The sequence below is a fragment of the Dyella japonica DSM 16301 genome (assembly GCF_001010355.1).
Classification (GTDB): Bacteria; Pseudomonadota; Gammaproteobacteria; order Xanthomonadales; family Rhodanobacteraceae; genus Dyella; species Dyella japonica.
This window is the reverse complement of record NZ_JPLA01000052.1, coordinates 1-14,309: the sequence shown is the minus strand read 5'-3', so window position 1 is coordinate 14,309 and position 14,309 is coordinate 1. Positions and strand designations below refer to the sequence as shown.

Here is a 14,309-nt window from a genome sequence, read left to right as displayed (position 1 = left end):
CCGAAGGGCCGCCCTTCGTAGGTTGGTCGCGCACAAGTGCGCTCCTACAAAAACGATGAGGTCGTCCCTTAGCTCAACAACGCCTTCAACCGCGTCCGCGTCAACGGCCCAAAGCGCAGCCTTTCGCACAACGCATCCATCGCGTCCACTTCACCGCGCAACCGCCGCAGGGCATCCGCTTCGGTCGGCACCGGCGCATCCAGCGCAATCCGCGTGAGACGGCGATACAGCCGGGCAGCCTCCGCATGCTCACGCAGTTTCGCCGCGCAACTGGCGGCGCCGCGTATGCGCAGGAACGGCACTTCGTCCACGCGATCGAGCAGGGCATCGAGGCTGCCGAAATGGGCGAGCAAGGCTGCCGCCGTCTTGGCGCCCACTCCGGGCACGCCGGGAATGTTGTCGACCGCATCGCCACACAGCGCCAGATAGTCGGCGACCTGGTGCGGATGCACACCCATGCGCTCGTGCACGCCGGGCGGGCCCCAGCGCAGATTGCGCGCGTAATCCCACTGTTCGTCGAACTCGCCCAGCAGCTGGCCGAAATCCTTGTCGGCGGACACGATCACACTGCGCTTGCCGTGGGCGCGCATGGTCCACAAGGCGCTGCCGATCAGATCGTCCGCCTCGAAGGTGTGGTCGATCAGCACCGGCACGCCCAGTGCCTGGGTCACTTCGCGGCACAGCACGAACTGCCGCTCCAGATCCGGCGGCGGCAGCTCGCGATTGGCCTTGTAGGCCGGATAAATCGCATTGCGGAACGAGGTGGTCAACGAGGCATCGAACGCGACCGCCAGGTGCTCGGGTTTGACCTTTTCCAGCAGCTCGCACAGGAAGCGGGTGTAACCGTGCACGGCATTGACCGGGTGCCCATCGGTATCGTGGAACTCGTCCGGCATGGAATGCCAGGCGCGAAACACATACAGACTGCCATCCACCAGATGGACGGCTGGACGGCTCATGGCGTCCATGTGCTGACCACCTCGGCGAGTACCGGCCGCTCGCGATCGGGCACGTCGATCTGCGGCGTGCCGATATGCACGAAGCCGATCACGCTTTCGTTATCCTTCAGGCCAAGCACGGCCGCCGCATCGCGGTGATAGGCCGCCCAGCCGGTGAGCCACTGCGCGCCAAAACCCAGCGCCTGCGCACCCAACAGCAGGTTGTAGGCCACGCAGCCGGCGGACAGCTGCTGCTCGATCACCGGCACCTTGCTCTCTGGGTCCAGCCGCGCGACCACCACCGCCACCAGCGGCGCAAAGTCGTAGCGCGTGCGGTCCTTCTCGCGCTTGGAATCGGTCATGTCGGGATTGACGCGTAGCGACAGCGCGGCCAGCCGTTCACCGAAGGCGCGCTTGGCATCGCCCTGCAGCAGGATGATGCGAAACGGTTCCAGCTTGCCGTGGTCAGGCACGCGGATGGCCGCTTCGAGCAGCGCGTGCAGCGTGGCCGTATCCGGTCCGGGTTCACCCAGCTGGCGGGAGGGAGCCGAATGGCGCTCGAGGAGCAGGGAAAGTGGGTGGGACATGGGGAGGTCCGGGGAGGCCAAACCATGATGCTAACGCAGGAGGGCAGGAGTGAGAGAACAGGAGTGAGTGGAGAGGAGTGAGGAGTGAGAGAAGGCTGCCTTCTCTCACTCCTCACTCCTCTCCACTCCTGCCTTTATCAGCTGGCCAACCGGAACGACCCCGGCAGCAGCGCCTGCACCGTGGTTTCCTGCACGGCGCCGGCCAGATTGCCTAGCCACACCGGCGTGGCGTCGTCGCACAGCTCGGACATCACCTGGCGGCAGGCGCCGCAGGGGCTGATCGGCGCGGGCGTATCGCCGATCACCGCGATGGCGGCGAAGTCGCCTGGCCGGCAGCCGGCGGCCACGGCGGAGAACAGCGCGGTGCGCTCGGCGCAATTGCACAGGCCGTACGAGGCATTTTCCACATTGCAGCCGCTGAAATAACGGCCGTCGCGGGTCACCAGCGCAGCACCAACGAGAAAGCGGGAATAGGGCGCGTACGCGTTTTCGCGCGCCTGGCGCGCCAGCTTGAGCAGGACATCGGGAACAACGACATCAGTCATCGGGATCTCCATGGCGGGATCCCCTCCGGAACTGCCTACCTACGCGGTTTGCGTACCGGTGGCGGGCCAGTTAACTCCCTTGCAGGAACGACTGCAAGAGGGCGGTGGTCGCTCCGACGGGCCTTCAGATAGGATGCCTGCAGGTCCACCACTCCCGCAGAGGATGCACGATGCCGATCACCGTGGCTGCATTGCGCGAAACCGCCGCCGGCGAACGCCGCGTCGCGATCACACCGGAAGTGGCCAGGAAACTGCGCGGCAAGGACGTGCGCGTGCTGCTCGAACGCGGCGCTGGCGCAGCCGCCGGTTTCCCCGATAGCAGCTACGCCGACGTCGAATTTGCCGATGCCGACAGCGTGCTGGCGCAGGCCGATGTGTTCACCTGCGTGCTTCCTCCCGACGACAACGTGTGGGGCCGCTTGCGCGAAGGCGCCGTGGTGGTTGGCCAGCTGCGCCCCTACGGCGCGGCGGCGCGCATCGTGGCCATGGGCAAGCAGCGCCTGACGGCTTTTGCGCTGGAATTGCTGCCGCGCACGACGCGCGCGCAGGCGATGGACGTGCTCAGTTCGCAGGCGGCGGTGGCCGGTTATCGCGCCATGCTGATCGCGGCCGAAGCCTCGCCCAAATTCTTTCCCATGCTCACCACCGCCGCCGGCACCATCCGCCCGTCGCGCGTGCTGGTGATCGGCGCCGGCGTGGCCGGCCTGCAGGCCATCGCCACGGCGCGTCGACTCGGTGCGCAGACGGAAGGCTATGACGTGCGGCCTGAAACGCGTGAACAGGTGGAATCGCTCGGTGCGAAATTCATCGAGCTGGGCGTGAGCGCCGCCGGCAGCGGCGGTTATGCGCGCGAGCTCACTGCCGAGGAACGCGCGGCGCAGCAGCAGGCGCTGGCCGAGCATCTGAAGAGTGTCGATGTGATCGTGACCACTGCCGCCGTGCCTGGCCGTCCGTCGCCGAAGATCGTCATCCGCGCGATGGTCGATGGCATGAAACCCGGCGCGCTGATCGTGGATCTGGCGGCGGAGGGCGGCGGCAATTGCGAGCTAACCCAGCCGGGCGAGCGGGTGGAGCACAACGGCGTGCTGATCCTGGGGCCGCTCAACCTGCCGGCCGGCGCACCGCTGCATGCCTCGGAAATGATCGCGCGCAACATCTACAACTTCCTCGAACTGATGCTGCAGGGTGGCGCGCTCTCGCCCGACTTCAACGACGAGCTGATCGCCAAGAGTTGCGTCACACGCAACGGCGAGCCTCACTTCCAGGGCTGACGCAACATAAAAAAGCCCCGCATCGCGGGGCTCTCGATTCAGTGCCTGGGGCCGCCTGGCGGTCCCTTGGGCGGCGGGCCCATCGGGCGGTCGCGCATTTCGCTATGCCACTGGCGCAGCAGTTCCTCGCGCTGATCGGGCGACAGCTGCTGGAAACGCTGGAAGGCGGCGTGCAATTGCTCACGCTCCTGCGGCGGCAGCTGCTGGAAGCGCTTGCTGTTCTCGCGAGCCTGTTCGCGCTGCTCCGGCGACATCTTCTGCCACTGGTCGATGCGCTGGCGGATTGCCTCGCGCTGGTCGGGCGGCAGCGATTTCCATTGCTGGGCGCGCTGAAGCATGTGCGCCTGGCGCTCCGGCGGAAACGAATTCCACTTGTCGGCCAGCGGGGCCAGGATGGTGCGCTCGTCCGGGGACAGGCTCTGCCACGGACGGGGCGGCGGCGGCGGGCCGGGCGGCCCGTGCGGTGGCCCAGGCGGCATGTCGCCCCGCGGCAGGTCGGGCGGAAGCGCGCCGCCACCCGGCGGCGGACCATGCCCAAAGCCATCCTGCGCGCCGGGCGGCGGCGGGGCCTGCTGGGCCAGCGTGGTAGTGGCGATGCCGCTCAGTCCAAGGACCACGAACAGCGACATGAAAACACGGCATCGACGCATGGTTACCTGCTCGCCTCGCTATCGCTGTTCTTGGCCAGCCAGCCGTAGAAGTCCAGGTTCTGGTACAGCGTCGGGTCCGCGGCAGCGGCATCGGGCGGCAGTTCGCCGTCGACGTCGACCATCTGGCTGGTACCGGCGGGCTTGGCCGTGGTGGGGCGCTGCACCGGCGATGACATGAACAGGGCGACGAACGCGATGGCGGCAAACGCACCTGCCGGCAGCAGCAGCTGCAGCAGTCGGTGCGCCAGCGACGAATCGTCGGCTTTGGCTAGCGCGTCGCGTCGGGCTGCACGCAGGCGAGCAGCCACGGCCGGGTCGAGCTGGCGTGCAGCCTCGCGATACAGCTCGCGGGCGCGACGTTCGAAGTGGTTGTCAGGCGCATTCATCGCCATGCCTCCAGTTGGTCGCGCAGACGTTGCAGCGCGCGCGACAGGTGTGTTTTAACGCTCCCTTCCGAACATCCCATGGCCTGGGCGGTTTCCGCCACGTCCAGGCCTTCCAGCACGCGCAGCATGAAAGCTTCGCGTTGTCGCTGGGGCAGCAGTTTCACCGCTGCTGCCATATCGGCATACGACTGTGCATCATTGAGGCGCTCCAGCGGGCCGGGGCCGGTATCGGCCGGCTCCCAGGCGGGCAGGTCTTCGCCGTCATCATCCTTGCCGCCCAGCCAGCCCACCATGATCGAGCGCACTTTGCGGCGACGCTGCAGATCCACGATGCGCCGGCGCAGGATGCCCCAGAACAGGGGAGTCCATTCCTGCGCGGGTTTGTCGCTGTAATGCTTGACCAGCCTCAGCATGGCGTCCTGGACGGCGTCCATGGCGTCTTCGCGGTGCCCCAGGTTGAGCTCGGCCATGCGGAAGGCGCGGCGTTCCACCTGGGCCAGGAAGGCATTCATGGAAGCGGGGGCCGCCCGAACGTCGTCGGCCAACAAATCGGTGTCTAGCGTGGAGACGGCGCTGTTCATGCCGTCCTCATCCGGTTCGTCGGCTCGGCCATCGTGAGACTCCATCGGTACGTCCTCTGCTATCAACGTCCGACGCTCGCACGCGTTGACCCGCAACCGTATAGTGCGGCTACACCGATGTCCTGGCGGGGAGGGGTCATGCTCGACGGTTTCCTGGCGCTTTATGTCTTTATGCTGGCCGCTTTCACGGGATACGAGATCATCGCCCGGGTACCGGTCATTCTGCACACGCCGTTGATGTCCGGCTCCAACTTCATCCACGGCATTGTGCTGGTGGGCGCCATGATAGCGCTAGGCCACGCCCAGACTCCGTTCGAGATGACCATCGGATTTATCGGGGTACTACTGGGTGCCGGCAACGCCGCGGGCGGTTACGTGGTGACCGAACGCATGCTGGAGATGTTCAAGACCAGCAAACCCAACGCCAAGGAGGCGAAGTAATGGCCTGGCTGCCGGTACTGATCAAGGCCTGTTACTTCCTCGCTGCCCTGCTGTTCATCCTCGGTCTCAAGCGCATGAGCTCCCCGCGTTCCGCGCGGGGCGGCATCGTCTGGGCCGGGGTGGGCATGCTGGTGGCCGTGCTGGCCACCTTTGCGCTGCCGGATCTGCACAACCGTGGCCTGATCCTGGCGGCCGTGCTGATCGGCGTCTCCGCGGCCTGGTGGTCGGGACGGCGCGTGGCCATGACCGACATGCCGCAGATGGTGGCCCTCTACAACGGCATGGGCGGCGGCGCGGCGGCGGCGATCGGCGCGGCCGAGCTGTTCAGTTACGCGGGCAATGCGGTGACCTTGCTTGATGGCGGTCAGTTCACCGCCAACGGGACCGACACCCCCGGCACGGCCCAGCTGGTGCTGGCCGTACTCGGCGCCCTGATCGGTTCGGTCAGCTTTTCCGGTTCGCTGATCGCGTTTGCCAAGCTGCAGGGCTGGCTGGACCGGCGCTTCGTGTTCCCAGGGCAGCGGGTGGTGAATCTGCTGGTGCTGGGGGCGGCGGTGGTGCTGGGCGGGATGATCGCCAGCGGCCAGCTGAGCATGCCGCTGATCGTCGCCTTCTTCGGCCTGGCCCTGCTGTTCGGCCTGATGATGACCCTGCCGATCGGCGGCGCCGACATGCCGGTGGTGATTTCGCTCTACAACGCCTTCACCGGCCTGGCCGTGGCGTTCGAGGGCTTCGTGCTGCAGAACGAGGCGATGATCATCGCCGGCACCGTGGTGGGCGCCGCGGGTACCTTGCTCACCCAGCTGATGGCCAAGGCGATGAACCGCTCGATCGGCAACGTGCTGTTCGGCAGCTTTGGCGCGGCCGGCGGTGCCGCCCAGGAGATCGCCGGCAGCCAGAAACCGATCGAGGCCAGCGATGCGGCGGTGATGATGGCCTACGCCGAACGCGTGGTGATCGTGCCCGGCTACGGCATGGCCGTGGCACAGGCGCAGCACAAGGTGTGGGAATTCGCCAAGCTGCTGATCGAGCGCGGGGTGAAGGTGAAGTTCGCCATCCACCCGGTGGCCGGCCGCATGCCTGGCCACATGAACGTGTTGCTGGCGGAGGCGGGCGTGCCTTACGACCTGATCGCCGATATGGACGACATCAACCCCGAATTTCCGCAGACCGACGTGGCCCTGGTGATCGGCGCCAACGACGTGGTCAACCCGCTGGCCAAGACCGACCCGTCCTCGCCGATCTACGGCATGCCCATCCTCGATGTGGCCGACGCCCGCCAGGTGATCGTGGTCAAGCGCGGCAAGGGCACGGGCTTCGCGGGCATCGAGAATGCGCTGTTCTATGCGGACAACGCGCGCATGCTCTACGGCGACGGCCAGGCGGCGGCCAGTGAACTGGTTGCCGCGCTGAAGACGCTGGAGAGCTGAGGTCGGATCAGCCGCCCGTCTTCGGCGGCGGGTCGTGGCGGAACGCGACGAACGCCGCGATGCCCATGCCGGCGAGGAACCAGATGTCGTCGACGGGCGTGCAACCCAGTTCGGCCAGCTGAAGCAGCAGGCTGAAACCGGCCGTGCGCATGGAATCGACCAGGCCCAGGCCCATCAGGCCGGAAATCCGTGCCGCGGCCGTCAGCAGGTTGACGTAGAGCACCGCCACGAAGGTGGCCGTGGCGGCCAGCATCGCGGCATGACCGCCGGCGGGACGTACCCAATGGCGCACCGCCTTGCCCAGCAGCCAGCCCGCCAGCAACGCCAGCCAGGGCAGGGGATGGCGCGAGTAGAGCGTGGGAACCATCCAGACCGCGCCCGCAGCCAGGCCCAGCATCACGGCGCTCACCAGCGCAAACAACAGTGAAAAGGCAGCCCGCACCTTCATGAGCGGCAAGCGACAAACTGGACGGCAGACACAGTAACCCCGGGCGTAAAACTCTCATCATAGCGTGCGGCGGCACGTCGCTGTCCCGGGCCTGAAGTCCCGCGATGCCGCATCCCCCTTGAGATTGAGGCCGCGCGACCTGATTTCGTCGGCATGACCGGTCGTCAACCGGCATAATAGGCAGCTTGGCGCAGCGAAGGCCGCGCCCAACGATAAGAGTTGGCAGGATCGGCATGAGCGGTTTCAGTCTTAGCAGCGAACCTTTCACCCTGGAGCGCGACTGCCAGGCAGTCATGGTGCCCCAGGGCGAAACGGTCAGCCTGCCGGCCGGCCAGATCGGTTACATCACCCAGGCGCTGGGCGGCAGCTTCACCGTCTATGTGGAAGGCAACCTGTTCCGTATCGCCGGCAATGACGCCGATGCGCTGGGCAAGGAACCGCCGCCGCCGATCGAACTGGCCAGCGATGCCAGTGACTCCGATGTCGAGGCGCTCGTGTGGCAGCAGCTGCGCACCGTGTTCGATCCGGAAATCCCGATCAACGTGGTCGAGCTGGGCCTGGTCTATGACGTGAGCGTGGAGCATCCGGCTCCCGACCAGCGCAAGGTCTACGTGAAAATGACCCTGACCGCACCCGGTTGCGGCATGGGCGACATCCTCGTCGACGACGTGCGCACCAAGCTCGAACTCATTCCCACCGTGGCCGAGGCCGACGTGGACCTGGTGTTCGATCCGCCGTGGAACCACTCCATGATGTCGGACGCGGCCAAGCTCGAAACCGGCATGCTCTGACGGCGCAACGCCGGCACGTTTCCTCTTGAATCGCTTGCGCGCACGGTATCGCCGCCGCGTGCTGATGGCTTGCGTCCGGTACGTTTGATACAGATCAGCACGGCCCGCTCGTGGCGGCGACAGACTGCGGTCTGCAGTCTGTTTGTAGCCAGGAGCCAAGGAATGTTTCCCGAGTATCGCGAACTGATCACCGACCTCAAGGGGCGTGACCCGCACTTCACCCGCCTGTTCCATCGCCACAACGAGCTGGACCAGGCGATCAAGAACATGGAGCTGGGCGTCACGCCCGCCGGCGGCATGGCGATCGAGCAGCTCAAGAAGGAAAAGCTGCTGCTGAAGGATCAGCTCTACGTGATCCTGCGCAAGGCCGCTGCCAACTGATCCTTCAACCTCTCGCGCTGCGTTCGATCGCGTGGCCATTGCCATGCGTCGACGCTTCATCGCGCTGATCAGCATGGCCCGGATTTAGCCGGGAGTTAGCTTCGTCATCGTGGCGTGTAGAGCCCGCCGTGACGTTCGCGCAATATCTTTCGCATGGTCGATCTCGCGCTGAAATCCGAGCAGCAGCGAGCCAGAATTTTCGAATCGATATAACTCGCGCCAGAGCGCCAATGTGGTGTTCATGCCGATAATGAGAACGGCATCACCACTTTTTGTAAGTGTTTAATTGGACGGCTAATTGTTTGCGTTCCTGTATCTGTTGGTTCGGCGCAAGCGAACGCAGGAAAAAACGTATCCGTTGATCGGATCGCAGTTAATTGCTGTTTTTGGCGGGTTTTCAAACAACCGCTGCTGTCATTGACGCTCCGAATGTTCTTGATTAGCGTCAATCAATCCGCCAACGGGAGGGTTGACGGATGGTCCTTTGGCGACGAGGGCACCGGCATTCGCGCGGTGGGCGTCGTTTAGCGAGTCTTCGTCTGGGCATGCCGTTCCATGGAATGGCAGGGGGAAAGCAGGCCCGGACGTCTATCGGATCGCAACACAGTCACGAGACCTGAGGCCGCGCACAGCGGCGCCTTCATGCATGTGGTGCATCGCACCGCATCGGGTCGGTTCGTCCTCAAAAACGTCAAGGAGACAAGAATGACTGTACGTATCGATTTGCGGGGTAAGGCGATTCGCAAGGCACTGCTGCCGATGGCGATGTCGATGGCCATGGCAGGGTCGCTCCACGCGGCGACCAACGATGCCTGGGTAGGCGTGCGCACGCAGGCGGCCATGAGCCGCTCGTCCGGGCTCAGCACCGCGGCCACCACCGCCGCGGCAAGCAACAGCACCTGGACCCTGAGCATGCACGGCTCACCCACCGTCGACGCGGCCACCGTGTCACCGTTGGAGGCGAGCAAACCGGTGCACGTCGCGCTCAGCCTCAACCTGCGCAACGTGGATGAGCTGGAGACGTTCCTGCACGCGGTGAACGATCCGGCCAGCGCGCAGTTCCATAAGTTCCTCACGCCTGCGCAGTTCAAGGCACGCTACGCGCCGACCGACGATCAGGTGGCGCAAGTGCTGGCGCATCTGCGCCAGTCGGGTTTCAGCCATGTGCAGGTGTCGCCCAACAACATGCTGATCGAGGCCGATGGCAACGCCACCTCGGTCAGTGCGGCCTTCCGCACGACCATGCGCACCTTCGCGTTTGGCGGCAAGCAGCGCATCGCCAACGATTCGGCCGTGCAGGTACCGGCAGCGCTCGGTGGCATCGTCAATGCGGTACTGGGCCTGCAGAACCTCAATGTGCCGCACACCATGCATCACATCGTGGGACCGGTGCATGCAAACGCGAACAACGTCGGCATCCAGGCTGCGGCGGTGCAGACCTCGCACAGCCCGAAGGATTTCCCGGCGATCTACGACGCAGGCAGCACGCCGACGGCATCCGCCACCAAGGTCGGCATCGTCACCTGGGGTGACATGACCCAGACCATCGCCGATTTGAAGACCTTCACCACCGGCGCCGGCATGAGCACGGTGAACACGCAAGTGGTGAAGACCGGCAGCCAGGCCTATGCGGACGATCCCGACGGCGACGGCGAATGGAACCTGGACAGCCAGACCATCACCGGCACCTCCGGCGGTGTGAACACGCTGATCTTCTACGCCGCGCCCAACTGCGCCAACGACAGCTGCCTCACCGACGCGGCGATCACCGCCGCATACAACCGCGCAGTGACCGACAACACCGCGAAGGTCATCAACGTGTCGCTGGGCGAGGACGAATCGGCCGCCAACAGCTCCGGTACGCAGTCGGCCGACGATGCGATCTTCGCGCAGGCGGTGGCGCAGGGTCAGACCTTCTCCATCGCATCGGGCGATGCGGGCGTGTACCAGTGGTCCAGCGATCCCACCGAAGGCGCGCCGGGCTACGTCGCCAATTCCGCGGGCACGGTGAAGATCTCGCTCACCCATTACTCCGTCAGTGAGCCGGCCAGCTCGCCGAACGTGGTGGCGGTAGGCGGCACCACGCTCAGCACCACGGGCACCACGTGGTCGGGCGAGACGGTGTGGAACGAGGGCCTGGCGGCCGTCGATCCGAACAATGGCGACAACAACAAGCGCCTGTGGGCCACCGGCGGCGGCGTGAGTCTGTTCGAAACCGCACCGAGCTGGCAGACCACCGCGCTGGGCTCATCGGTCACCAAGCGTCAGGTGCCCGACGTGGCCTTCGATGCAGCGCAATCGACCGGCGCGAACATCGTGATCCAGGGCCAGACCTACCAGATCGGCGGCACCAGCCTGGCCTCGCCGATCTTCGTGGGCATCTGGGCGCGCATTCTCTCGGCCAACAACAACACGCTGGGCCTGCCGACCCAGAACATGTACGCGCATTTCCCCACCGACGCCACGCCGCTGCATGACGTCACCTCGGGCAACAACGGCTACAGCGGCAACGGCTACACGGCCAAGGCCGGCTACGACAACGCCACCGGCTGGGGCTCGCTCGACATCGCCAAGTTCAACAGCTACGTCACCCAGTACTGGGGCGGTGGCGGCGGTGGTGGCACCGGCGGTACGCCGACGGCGAACTTCAGCTTCGTCACCAATGGCCTGGTCGCCAACTTCACCGACAGCTCGACCGATGCGGGCGGCAGCATTTCCTCGTACGCGTGGACCTTCGGCGATGGCGGCACCGCCAGCACGGCGAGCCCGAGCCACACCTATGGCGCCGCCGGCACCTACAGCGTCACCGAGACGGTGACCGATGGCGTCAGCGCCAAGACCTCGAGCAAGACCTCGTCGGTGACGGTGTCCTCTGGCGGCACGCCCTCGCAGCTGATCGTCAATCCGGGTTTTGAAACCGGCACGGCCACCCCGTGGACGATCAGCTCCGGTGCGCTCTGCAGCAACAGCACCTGCAGCGGCGAGACGGCGCATGCCGGCAGCTGGTTCGTGTGGCTGGATGGATACGGCACGACGCACACCGATACGGCGTCGCAGAAGGTGACCATTCCCAGCGGCAAGAGCTCGGCTTCGCTGACCTACTACCTGCACATCGATACCGCCGAAACCACCAGGACCACGGCGTACGACAAGCTCACTGTGCAGGTGCTCAACAGCAGCGGCACGCTGTTGAAGACACTGGTCACGTACTCGAACCTCAATGCAGCAGCGGGCTATGCGCAGGCGAACTTCGATCTCAGCGCATACATCGGCCAGACGGTGACGATCAAGTTCACCGGCACCGAGGATTCGTCGGAGCAGACCTCGTTCGTGCTCGATGACGTGAATCTCAACGTGCAGTAATCGCTACGTTGCAAAAGCAAAAGGCCCGGTCAGCAATGACCGGGCCTTCTTATTGGGCGATGGCGCAGCAATCAGCCGTTGCTTTCTTCGAATCGATTCGCGTCGCGGTTCTTGCGCACCTTGGACGGATCCCACACGCGGCCGTTCATGGTGATGTACACGCCATCGGGCAGGGTCTGCACGGCAGCCACGGCGCAGCCGATGTTGAACACCGCATCGGAGCCCTGGAAGCGCGCCGGATTGAGTGCGCCGGTGAGCACGATCACCTTGCCCTTGATGCTGGCCAGCTCGCGCGCGGTTTCCACCATGGTGTCGGTACCGTGCGTCACCAGTACGTGGCGATGCGGCTGCGCTTCGATGGTGGAACGCACCAGGGCGCGGTCCTCATCGTTCATGTGCAGGCTGTCCTTGCGCAGGATCGGGATCACGTCGAACTGGAACGCCACGCCCAGCTGGCTGAGGATGTCGCCGATCTGGGGCGAGCCGATCTTGTAATCCGACTTGTCGTCGAAATAGATCTTGTCGATGGTGCCGCCGGTGGTGACGATGGTCAGATGCTGCATGGTCGGGAGTCGCCAGGGTGGGGAAGGGCGGTATTTTAGGGCCTGCGCCCGATCTGCGCATGCTTGGCTTTGCCTGGGGCCCGAAAGCCCTTGTGGGAGCGCACCCTGTGCGCGACTGCCCGTGCCGGACTGAGGCAGGCTGTCGCGCACAGGGTGCGCTCCCACAGGATCAGTAATTCAGTGCGGGCCGAGCAGCAAAGCGGTATCGGTGGCATCGGCGGCCGAGAAACGCGCCAATCCATGTGCCACGAATCGCCTCAGCGCAGCGCCCGTACGCGCATGCTCATGCGGGGCCGACCAGGTGTCGTGGCGGGCCAGCAGGGCCGCCGCCGTGCAGCGGGCGAGGGTGAGCGCCAGTCCACGGGCGCCGGCTTCCAGGGATGCCCGTTCGTCGGCGCGAGCCTGCAGATAGGCGCCGGCAGCGTCCAGCACGCGGTGGATCTCCTGCCGCGCATGCGCATCGATGCTGTCGGCCAGCCATCCTTCGATGGCGGTGCGCAAGGCGCCGAGATTCTCGCCTGCCAGCGCGCGCAGGCTGTCCAGCGACAACACATTGGTGGTGCCTTCCCAGATCGCATACACCTGCGCGTCGCGCAGCAGCTGGGGCAGGCCGGTATCCTCGATATAGCCGGCACCGCCGAAACATTCGAGCGCCTCGGAACACAGCTTCACCGCCAGCTTGCCGGTCCACAGCTTGGCCAGCGGCGTGAGCAGGCGCAGCAGGGCGATTTCGTGAGGCTGCGCTGCACCGTGTTCCACGCGTCCGAGCAGGTGCGCCACTTCGAAGGTGAGCGCAAACGCGCCTTCGAATTCGGCCTGCATGTCTGCCAGCGTTTGCGCATGCAGCGGTTGGTCGATCAAGCGCTTGCCGAAGGCATGGCGACGCGTGGCGTAGTCGCGCACCAGCGAGAGCGCACGCGCCATGCTGGCGGTGGCGCCCACGGCATTCCAGGTGCGCGTGATGTTGAGCATCGGCGCCACCTGGCGCACGCCGTTGGCCAGCTCGCCCAGCGGCCATGCCGGCAGGCCGTCGAGATGGATCTCCGCGGTCGGCAGCTCGTGCGTGCCGAGCTTGTCCTTCAGGCGATCGATGATCAGCTCGGGCTTGCGGCGCTCGCCATCCATCGTCTCCACGTAGAACAGGGCGAGTGCGCCCGGCCCGTTGCCTGCGCCTTCGGGACGCGCGAGTCCCAGCGCCATCTCGCCGACCACGGCCGAACTGAACCATTTGCGTCCGTACAGACGCCACTGTCCGGACGCATCCTGGCGGGCCACGGTTTCAGTATTGCCCACGTCCGAGCCGCCGGCGTTCTCGGTCATCCACTGCCCGCTCAGCCAGAACGTGGACGCATCGCGACTGAGCAGGTGCGGCAGGGCGCGTTCGATCAGCGCCTTGTTGCCTGAGGCCTTGAGCGCGGTGGCGGCGCCGTCGGTCATCGCCAGCGGGCAGCTGTAGAACTCGCTGGCCACGTGATAGAGGTAGACGCGCGCAAATTCCTCCAGCCGGGCGTGCTCATGCGCCTCATGGCCCGATGCGAGCACCGCATATTTCGTGGTGATGCGCGGGCCTTCCTGCCAGGCTTCGGTGAGCTCAATGCGATCGACGCGGTTGCCCCAGGCATCCCATTGCGTGAGCACAGGCTTGCGGCGCGTGCTGCGCGTGGCGCGCTCCCATTCCATCACGGCGTATTCGCCCAGCGCCTGCAGGTCGGGCTCGATGGCGGCCAGGCGTGCTGGCGGCAAGGCGCGGCGCAGCGTGGCGTGGAGCAGCGGATCGGCGCGATACGGGTGAGCGAGCTGCGGTGGGGCTTGCAGGAATCCCATGGGTGGGGTCTCGGCGGAGCGGTGTTTTGGAGTATAGGTCTGCGCGGCGAAGTGATGCGTCTGCTCCCTCTCCCCTGCGGGGAGAGGGTTGGGGTGAGGGGGCAACCTTG

At 65.7% G+C, this 14,309-nt stretch carries 15 protein-coding genes; 6 read left to right on the top strand and 9 right to left on the bottom strand.

Annotated features, from left to right (window positions below; genetic code table 11):
* Positions 1–68: 68 nt before the first annotated feature.
* From Y882_RS16600 to cdd, 3 genes are all read right to left on the bottom strand, one after another.
* Positions 69–968 carry a 5'-3' exonuclease gene (locus Y882_RS16600; protein WP_046973068.1) on the bottom strand — a complete coding sequence of 300 codons (900 nt, stop codon included), beginning with the start codon at positions 966–968 and terminating at the stop codon, positions 69–71.
* Complete coding sequence (locus Y882_RS16595; protein ID WP_046973067.1) at positions 956–1,525, bottom strand: nitroreductase family protein; 570 nt, start codon at positions 1,523–1,525, stop codon at positions 956–958. The genes Y882_RS16600 and Y882_RS16595 overlap by 13 nt, the downstream gene beginning before the upstream one ends.
* A gap of 137 nt (positions 1,526–1,662) precedes the next feature.
* Positions 1,663–2,070, bottom strand: coding sequence for a cytidine deaminase (gene cdd, locus Y882_RS16590; RefSeq protein ID WP_046973066.1), 408 nt, complete (start codon positions 2,068–2,070; stop codon positions 1,663–1,665).
* 170 nt (positions 2,071–2,240) lie between these two features.
* Between cdd and Y882_RS16585 the strand changes: the two genes are divergently transcribed.
* Positions 2,241–3,341: an NAD(P) transhydrogenase subunit alpha gene (locus tag Y882_RS16585; RefSeq protein ID WP_046973065.1), complete on the top strand. Its 1,101-nt coding sequence runs from the start codon at positions 2,241–2,243 to the stop codon at positions 3,339–3,341.
* Between the two features lie 38 nt (positions 3,342–3,379).
* Here the strand turns inward: Y882_RS16585 and Y882_RS16580 are convergent, their stop codons facing one another.
* The 3 genes from Y882_RS16580 to Y882_RS16570 are packed head-to-tail and all read right to left on the bottom strand — an operon-like array spanning position 3,380 to position 4,958.
* The gene (locus tag Y882_RS16580; RefSeq protein ID WP_046973064.1) at positions 3,380–3,991 is read right to left on the bottom strand and encodes a DUF3106 domain-containing protein; all 612 of its coding nucleotides are present in this window, start codon (positions 3,989–3,991) and stop codon (positions 3,380–3,382) included.
* Between the two features lie 2 nt (positions 3,992–3,993).
* On the bottom strand, positions 3,994–4,377 hold the full coding sequence (locus Y882_RS16575; protein ID WP_046973063.1) for a hypothetical protein: 384 nt from the start codon (positions 4,375–4,377) through the stop codon (positions 3,994–3,996).
* Positions 4,374–4,958 carry an RNA polymerase sigma factor gene (locus Y882_RS16570; RefSeq protein ID WP_046973062.1) on the bottom strand — a complete coding sequence of 195 codons (585 nt, stop codon included), beginning with the start codon at positions 4,956–4,958 and terminating at the stop codon, positions 4,374–4,376. The genes Y882_RS16575 and Y882_RS16570 overlap by 4 nt, the downstream gene beginning before the upstream one ends.
* A gap of 138 nt (positions 4,959–5,096) precedes the next feature.
* On the opposite strand from Y882_RS16570, the gene Y882_RS16565 reads away from it, so the two are divergent.
* Positions 5,097–5,399: an NAD(P) transhydrogenase subunit alpha part 2 gene (locus Y882_RS16565; protein ID WP_046973061.1), complete on the top strand. Its 303-nt coding sequence runs from the start codon at positions 5,097–5,099 to the stop codon at positions 5,397–5,399.
* Positions 5,399–6,829, top strand: coding sequence for an NAD(P)(+) transhydrogenase (Re/Si-specific) subunit beta (locus Y882_RS16560; protein ID WP_046973060.1), 1,431 nt, complete (start codon positions 5,399–5,401; stop codon positions 6,827–6,829). Before Y882_RS16565 ends, Y882_RS16560 begins: the two co-directional genes overlap by 1 nt.
* Before the next feature lie 7 nt (positions 6,830–6,836).
* On the opposite strand, the gene Y882_RS16555 is transcribed toward Y882_RS16560, so the two are convergent.
* Entirely contained in the window at positions 6,837–7,277 is a 441-nt protein-coding gene (locus tag Y882_RS16555; protein WP_046973059.1) for a hypothetical protein, read from the bottom strand.
* 233 nt (positions 7,278–7,510) lie between these two features.
* Between Y882_RS16555 and sufT the strand changes: the two genes are divergently transcribed.
* From sufT to Y882_RS16540, 3 genes are all read left to right on the top strand, one after another.
* Complete coding sequence (gene sufT / locus Y882_RS16550; RefSeq protein ID WP_046973058.1) at positions 7,511–8,068, top strand: putative Fe-S cluster assembly protein SufT; 558 nt, start codon at positions 7,511–7,513, stop codon at positions 8,066–8,068.
* Positions 8,069–8,230: 162 nt separating this feature from the next.
* Positions 8,231–8,449, top strand: a complete 219-nt coding sequence (locus Y882_RS16545) for an HP1242/YdcH family protein (protein WP_046973057.1) — start codon at positions 8,231–8,233, stop codon at positions 8,447–8,449.
* A gap of 705 nt (positions 8,450–9,154) precedes the next feature.
* Complete coding sequence (locus tag Y882_RS16540; protein WP_046973056.1) at positions 9,155–11,812, top strand: protease pro-enzyme activation domain-containing protein; 2,658 nt, start codon at positions 9,155–9,157, stop codon at positions 11,810–11,812.
* A 71-nt stretch (positions 11,813–11,883) separates the two neighbouring features.
* Here the strand turns inward: Y882_RS16540 and Y882_RS16535 are convergent, their stop codons facing one another.
* Positions 11,884–12,375, bottom strand: a complete 492-nt coding sequence (locus tag Y882_RS16535) for an asparaginase domain-containing protein (protein ID WP_046973055.1) — start codon at positions 12,373–12,375, stop codon at positions 11,884–11,886.
* Positions 12,376–12,552: 177 nt separating this feature from the next.
* On the bottom strand, positions 12,553–14,199 hold the full coding sequence (locus tag Y882_RS16530) for an acyl-CoA dehydrogenase family protein (protein WP_046973054.1): 1,647 nt from the start codon (positions 14,197–14,199) through the stop codon (positions 12,553–12,555).
* Positions 14,200–14,309: the final 110 nt, after the last annotated feature.

Bases quoted from the DNA above. Each gene is read 5' to 3' on its own strand.
- Y882_RS16540 (WP_046973056.1), top strand. From the start codon at position 9,155: ATGACTGTACGTATCGATTTGCGGGGTAAGGCGATTCGCAAGGCACTG.
- Y882_RS16535 (WP_046973055.1), bottom strand. From the start codon at position 12,375: ATGCAGCATCTGACCATCGTCACCACCGGCGGCACCATCGACAAGATC.
- Y882_RS16570 (WP_046973062.1), bottom strand. From the start codon at position 4,958: ATGAACAGCGCCGTCTCCACGCTAGACACCGATTTGTTGGCCGACGAC.
- Y882_RS16575 (WP_046973063.1), bottom strand. From the start codon at position 4,377: ATGAATGCGCCTGACAACCACTTCGAACGTCGCGCCCGCGAGCTGTAT.
- Y882_RS16580 (WP_046973064.1), bottom strand. From the start codon at position 3,991: ATGCGTCGATGCCGTGTTTTCATGTCGCTGTTCGTGGTCCTTGGACTG.
- sufT (WP_046973058.1), top strand. From the start codon at position 7,511: ATGAGCGGTTTCAGTCTTAGCAGCGAACCTTTCACCCTGGAGCGCGAC.
- Y882_RS16585 (WP_046973065.1), top strand. From the start codon at position 2,241: ATGCCGATCACCGTGGCTGCATTGCGCGAAACCGCCGCCGGCGAACGC.
- cdd (WP_046973066.1), bottom strand. From the start codon at position 2,070: ATGACTGATGTCGTTGTTCCCGATGTCCTGCTCAAGCTGGCGCGCCAG.
- Y882_RS16560 (WP_046973060.1), top strand. From the start codon at position 5,399: ATGGCCTGGCTGCCGGTACTGATCAAGGCCTGTTACTTCCTCGCTGCC.
- Y882_RS16545 (WP_046973057.1), top strand. From the start codon at position 8,231: ATGTTTCCCGAGTATCGCGAACTGATCACCGACCTCAAGGGGCGTGAC.
- Y882_RS16600 (WP_046973068.1), bottom strand. From the start codon at position 968: ATGGACGCCATGAGCCGTCCAGCCGTCCATCTGGTGGATGGCAGTCTG.
- Y882_RS16530 (WP_046973054.1), bottom strand. From the start codon at position 14,199: ATGGGATTCCTGCAAGCCCCACCGCAGCTCGCTCACCCGTATCGCGCC.
- Y882_RS16555 (WP_046973059.1), bottom strand. From the start codon at position 7,277: ATGAAGGTGCGGGCTGCCTTTTCACTGTTGTTTGCGCTGGTGAGCGCC.
- Y882_RS16595 (WP_046973067.1), bottom strand. From the start codon at position 1,525: ATGTCCCACCCACTTTCCCTGCTCCTCGAGCGCCATTCGGCTCCCTCC.
- Y882_RS16565 (WP_046973061.1), top strand. From the start codon at position 5,097: ATGCTCGACGGTTTCCTGGCGCTTTATGTCTTTATGCTGGCCGCTTTC.